Below are 6088 nucleotides of genomic sequence, written 5' to 3' on the forward strand. Positions count from 1 at the left end.
GGCCTCGGCGGTGCCGTGGGTCACCTGGAACCCCTGGGGGCCGRTGAAGCAGTTCGCCCCGCCGGAGTTGAGCACGATCGCCGCCACCAGTCCGTCGGCGATGGCCTGCTCGGACCACAGGATCGGGTTCGCCTTCGCGCGGTTCGACGTGAAGACCGCCGCGGCCGCGTTCGACGGCCCGCGGTTCACGATCAGCGCGAGGTCGAGCGCACCCGTGCGCTTGATGCCGGCCGCGACGCCCGCGGCCTCGAATCCTGCGGGGGCGGTGACGGTCACGGGGCGACTCCGTTCACGGGAAGGCCGGTGGACTCGGCGAGCCCCAGCGCGATGTTCGCCGACTGGATCGCGGCACCGGCGGTGCCCTTCACGAGGTTGTCGACGGCGGTCACGACGACGACGCGGCCTGCCGCCTCGTCGACGGCGAGCCCCATGAGCGCCGTGTTCGCGCCGAGCACGTCGGCGGTGCGCGGGAACTGGCCGGGCGGCAGGAGCTGCACGAAGCGCTCCCCCGCGTAGGCGTCCTCCCAGGCCGCGCGGACGGCCGAGGCATCCGTGCCCGGGACGATGCGGGCGGTCGACGTCGCCAGGATGCCGCGCGACATCGGCACGAGCACCGGCGTGAAGGAGATGGTCGGCGCCGCGGCACCCGCCCAGCGCAGCGACTGTGAGATCTCGGGGATGTGGCGGTGGCCGCCGCCCACCGCGTAGGGGTTCGCCGAGCCGAGGAGCTCGCTGCCCAGCAGGTGCGCCTTGAGGCTCTTGCCGGCACCGGACGGGCCCACGGCGAGCACGGCGACGAGGTCGCGGTCCTCGATGACGCCCGCACGGATGCCGGGGGCGAGGGACAGGGCGACCGTCGACGCATTGCACCCCGGGGCCGCGATGCGGCGGGCACCGGTGAGTCGGTCGCGCTGGGTGCCGGTCAGCCGGGGCAGCTCGGGCACGCCATAGGCCCACGCGCCGTGGTGCGCGCCGCCGTAGAACGCTGCCCAGTCGGCGGACGACTCGAGGCGGTGGTCGGCGCCGCAGTCGATGACGAGCGTCTCGGGCGACAACTGTGCCGCGATCGCTCCGGATGCTCCGTGCGGAAGCGCGAGGAAGACGACGTCGTGACCGGCGAGCGTCTCGGCGTTCGTCTCCTGCAACGTGAGGTGCGTGTAGGTGCGCAGGTGCGGCTGCACGGCCACGAGCGGCTGGCCCGCATTCGCGTGCCCCGTGACGGTGCGCACCTCGAAGTCGGGATGGTCGGCGAGGAGGCGCAGGATCTCCCCTCCGGCATAGCCGGACGCGCCGGAAACGGCGACGGAGTACGTCATGGATTCCACCTTAGGGTCTGTGCGGTCGGGGCGAGGGCCGGGCGACGCCCCGCGACAGGCCGACTAGGCCGCGACAGGGGTCGCCGAGATTCGGCGCTCGCCACGACGTCGGTTGCGCACGACCGGGACACGCGAGACGCGTGCGGCGGTGGCGAACCGGGTGGCGGACATGTGTGCGACCCTATCGCGCGTCGGGAATGCATGCAAAACGCGGCTCGCGTCGAGGCGCTCGGCCCCTTTACACCAGCGCATGCGGGCTGCTACTTTCCGGGAAAGCGCTTTCTTGCCCGACGATGGCGTCAGGCGGCGCGGGATCGAAGGAGCTCCCCCACCCATGCAACGACGATGGATCACCGCAAGCGCCGCCGCCCTTGCCGGCGTCGCCCTCCTGCTCACGGCCGCGGCTCCCGCGCAGGCCGCAGCTCCCGCTCACGGCGACCGCGGGTCGGATGCCGCCCGAGAGCCGCTCGCCGCGGGCGACGGATGGGCGTCCGCCGGAGCGGGTACCACCGGAGGCTCCGCCGCTCCGGTCGGGCAGGTGTTCACGGTCCACGACCGTGCAGGGCTCGTCGCCGCCCTCGCCGGCGACGCACCGAAGATCGTGTATGTCGCCGGGTTCATCGATGCGAACACCGACGACGCGGGGGCGTCCCTCTCCTGCGCCGACTATGCGCGCGACGGCTACACCCTCGACGACTACCTGGCTGCGTACGATCCGGCGGTCTGGGGATGGGAGCAGGAGCCGTCGGGCGCCATCGAGGACGCGCGCGCGGCATCACAGGCGGCCCAGCGCGCCCGCATCGACATCCGCATCGGCGCCAACACGACGCTCATCGGCCTGCCGGGTTCCGAGATCACCGGCGCCGCGCTCCAGATCGCGAACGTCTCGAACGTCATCGTGCGCGGCCTCACCCTCACGAACGCCTTCGACTGCTTCCCGTCGTGGGATCCGACCGACGGCGAGACCGGCAACTGGAACTCGGAGTGGGACCTGCTCACGGTCACCGGCTCGACGAACGTGTGGATCGATCACAACGACCTGAGCGACGGCGCCGCGCTCGACTCCCTGCAGCCGTCGTACTTCGGGCGGCCGTTCCAGATCCACGACGGGCTGCTCGACGTCGTGCGCGCCGCGGACCTCGTCACCATCTCCTGGAACAGGTTCCACGACCACGACAAGGTCATGCTCATCGGCAACAGCGACAGCCGCACCACCGACCGCGGCCACCTGCGCGTCACCCTCCACCACAACGAGTTCCGCGACCTCGGCCAGCGCGCGCCTCGCGTGCGCTTCGGCCAGGTCGACGCCTACAACAACCACTACCTGCAGACCGCGCACGACGAGTACCCCTACGTCTACTCGTGGGGACTCGGCGTCGAGTCGAAGCTGGTCGCCGAGCAGAACGCCTTCACCGTCGCGGACGGCTTCGATCCGGCCGCCGTCATCGGGGTGTACAAGGGCACCGCGATCACCGAGACGGGCAACCTCGTGAACCGGCAGCCCGTCGACGTGCTCGGCGCCTACAACGCCGCGAAGGGCGTGAACATCGCGGATGACGCGGGCTGGACGCCCGAGTACCGCGGCAGGGTGCACCCCGCGGCCGCCGTGCCCGCGCTCGTGAGCGTGTTCGCCGGCCCGGCCGGGCTCGACTGACATGACGGCGGGGCGGGCGACGATAAGGCGCCCGCCACGCCGACATGCCCTCCGACGCACCGCGGGCATAGGCTCGGCACGCGGCATCCGGCCCGCCGTCATCGAGGAGGAGACCATGGCCCTGCGCGTGCTGTTCATCGGCGGCAACGGCATCATCAGCTCGGCGTCCAGCGCCCGCATCGTCGAGCGCGGCGATGACCTCACGCTCCTGAACCGCGGACGGAGCACCGACCGCCCGCCGATCACCGGGGCGCGGCACCTGACGGGCGACGCCGACGACGCGGCATCCGTCGCCGACGCCATCGGCGAGGAGACGTTCGACGTCGTCGCGAACTTCCGCTCGTTCTCGCCGGCCCAGGTCGAGCGCGACCTCGACCTCTTCGAGGGACGCTGCCGCCAATACGTGTACATCTCGTCGGCCTCCGCGTATCAGAAGCCGGTCGGGCACCTGCCGATCACCGAGTCGACTCCCCTGCGGAACCCGTACTGGCAGTACTCCCGGGACAAGATCGCGAGTGAGGACCTGCTGGTCGCCGCCTATCGCGAGCGCGGCTTCCCCGCCACGATCATCCGTCCGTCGCACACGTACGACGGCACGAGCGTGCCCCTGCTCGGCGGCTGGACCGCGATCGACCGGATGCGGCGAGGCAAGCCCGTGGTGGTGCAGGGCGACGGCACGAGCCTGTGGACGCTCACCCATACGCGCGACTTCGCGGTGGCGTTCACCGGGCTGCTCGGCAATGACCGCGCCATCGGCGAGGCGTTCCACATCACGTCCGACGAGGTGCTCACCTGGGACCAGGTCGGCGCGGCGCTCGCCCGGGCCGCCGGAGCGGAGTTCCGTCCGGTGCACATCGCGAGCGAGGCCATCGCCCGTGAGCTCCCTGACGACGGACCCGGCCTCCTGGGCGACAAGGCGCACTCGGTGATCTTCGACAACACGAAGGTGAAGGCCCTCGTGCCCGAGTACCGGGCCGTCATCCCGTTCTGGCGGGGCGCGCAGGAGATCGTGGACTGGCACGACGCCGATTCCGCGCGGCTCGAGGTCGATGCGCAGCTGGATGCCGCGTTCGACCGCCTCATCGACCGGCACGGGGCCTGAGGCCCTGTGCCATCGGGCTACTCCCGGACCGTGGCCCCGACTCGTTCGGCAGCGAGCCCGGCGCCGGCGAGCTTCGCCTCGCTGGCCTCCGCCGCCGTGAGCGTGCGGTCGGCGGCGCGGAACCGGAGGGCGAAGGTCAGGCTCTTCGAGCCGTCGGTCACGCCCGAGCCGCGGTAGTCGTCGACCAGCTGCACGTGCTCGAGCAGCTCCCCGGCGCCCTCTCGCACTGCTGCAGCCACCGCTGCCGCCGGCACGTCGGCGGCCACGACGAGCGAGAGGTCCTGCGTCGCCGCGGGGTACGTGCCGATCTGTCCGGCCTCGAGTCCGGGCTCGGTGAGTGCGATGACCGCGTCGAGGTCGAGCTCGGCGACCGCGACGACGCGCGGCAGGTCGGCCGCCTCCGCCACGGCGGGCAGCAGCTCGCCGGCGAAGCCGACGGTGCGGCCCGCGACACGGAGCTCGGCCGTGCGACCGGGATGGAGCGCCTGATGCGAGCCCTGCACGACCTCGATCTCGGCGCCGACGGCGAGGCCGATCTCTCGCACCGCGTCGAGCGCGTCGATGATGCCGGCGGGCACGGCAGTCACGCCCGGCTGCTTCGGGACGACGTCGCCCACGACGAGCACGCCCAGGTGACGGGGCTGCGGCGGGATGCCGGCCTGGAGGGTCTCGAGCTCGGCGTCGCTCGGACGCGCGTCGCCGAGCGGCAGCGACGGTGAACCATAGGTGCGCCCGACTTCGGGCAGGAACACGGTGCCGAGCTCGAACAGGGACACGTCGACGAGTCCGCGCGAACGGTTGCGCTTCGCCGCAGCGATGAGCCCGGGAAGCAGCGACCGGCGCATGAGCGCGGTGCTCGCGTCGAGCGCGTTGGCGAGCTTCACGGATGCCACGAGGGAGCCGTCGGCGCTGCCGAACAGGGCATTCTCCGCCTCGGTGGCGAACGGGAACGACAGCACCTCGGTCGAGCCGGCGGCCGCCAGCGTGTCGGCGACCCGGCGCCGGATGCGCTGCGAACGGGTGAGGCCGCGTCCCGGCGGCGCGACCGGGAGCACCGACGGGATGCGGTGGTAGCCGGCGAGCCGGGCCACCTCCTCCGCCAGTTCGGCGCGGCCCGTGAGGTCGGGGCGCCAGGACGGCGGCACGACCTCGAACCCGCCCTTGACACGGGTCACCGCGCCGCCCACCTCGGCGAGCGCGTCGTGCACCTCGTCGTCGGAGTACTCGACGCCGATGAGCCCCGAGACGTACCCGTCGGGCAGCAGGATCGCGCCGCGGGCCGGGGCCTCGTGGATGAGGGAGCCGCCTGCGTCGGCGGTTCCGCCGGCGAGGTCGGCCATGAGCTGCGCGACGCGGGACACCGCGGTGGCCGCGATCTCGGGGTCGACGCCGCGCTCGTAGCGCTTGGCCGCTTCACTCGGCAGCTTGTGGCGTCGTGCCGTGCGCGCGATGGACACCGGGTCCCAGTTCGCCGCCTCGATGAGCACGTTGCGCGTCGAGTCGTCCATCTCGGTCTCGGCCCCGCCCATGACGCCGCCCAGTCCGATCGGACCGCGATCGTCGGTGACGACGAGGTCTTCGACGTGGAGCGTGCGCTCCTTGCCGTCGAGGGTGGTGAGCTTCTCGCCCGGCGTCGCGCGACGCACCACGATGCCGCCCCGGAGACGGTCGAGGTCGTACCCGTGGATGGGCTGCCCGAGCTCGAGCATCACGTAGTTCGTGATGTCGACGAGCACCGAGAGCGAGCGGATGCCGGCGAGCTTCAGCCGCGCGACCATCCACGGCGGGGTGGGGCGGGTCGGATCCACGCCGCGCACGATGCGCGTCGCGAACACGGCCGAGCCGACGCGGCCCCGGATGGGCGCCTCGTCGCGGATCTCGACGGGGAAGCCGTCGCGCGTGGCATCCACCGCCCCCGACTGCTCGACCGGGTCGCGGAACGTCGCGCCCGTGGCGTGGGCGTACTCGCGCGCCACGCCCCGGATGGAGAACGCGTAGCCGCGGTCGGGCGTGACG

The 6088-nt window shown here is 72.5% G+C and carries 5 protein-coding genes; 2 read left to right on the forward strand and 3 right to left on the reverse strand.

Translation table 11 applies throughout. The features are described from left to right. Both AC1DY2_RS13580 and argC read right to left on the reverse strand, forming a co-directional pair. Nucleotides 1-276, reverse strand: a 276-nt coding sequence (locus AC1DY2_RS13580) for a bifunctional ornithine acetyltransferase/N-acetylglutamate synthase (RefSeq protein ID WP_476762917.1), incomplete at its 3' end; no start/stop codon positions are given. Further along, nucleotides 273-1316 carry an N-acetyl-gamma-glutamyl-phosphate reductase gene (gene argC / locus AC1DY2_RS13585; protein ID WP_476762918.1) on the reverse strand — a complete coding sequence of 348 codons (1044 nt, stop codon included), beginning with the start codon at nt 1314-1316 and terminating at the stop codon, nt 273-275. The genes argC and AC1DY2_RS13580, both read right to left, overlap by 4 nt. 334 nt (nt 1317-1650) lie before the next feature. Between argC and AC1DY2_RS13590 the strand changes: the two genes are divergently transcribed. Further along, the gene (locus AC1DY2_RS13590) at nt 1651-2970 is read left to right on the forward strand and encodes a pectate lyase family protein (RefSeq protein ID WP_476762919.1); all 1320 of its coding nucleotides are present in this window, start codon (nt 1651-1653) and stop codon (nt 2968-2970) included. Nucleotides 2971-3085: 115 nt separating this feature from the next. Next, nucleotides 3086-4072 (forward strand): NAD-dependent epimerase/dehydratase family protein, encoded by a 987-nt coding sequence (locus AC1DY2_RS13595; protein WP_476762920.1) that lies wholly within the window; start codon nt 3086-3088, stop codon nt 4070-4072. 17 nt (nt 4073-4089) lie between these two features. Here the strand turns inward: AC1DY2_RS13595 and pheT are convergent. Then, on the reverse strand, nt 4090-6088 hold a 1999-nt coding region (gene pheT / locus AC1DY2_RS13600; protein WP_476762921.1), incomplete at its 5' end, for a phenylalanine--tRNA ligase subunit beta.

It is taken from the genome of Agromyces sp. P1_H4 (assembly GCF_056405255.1).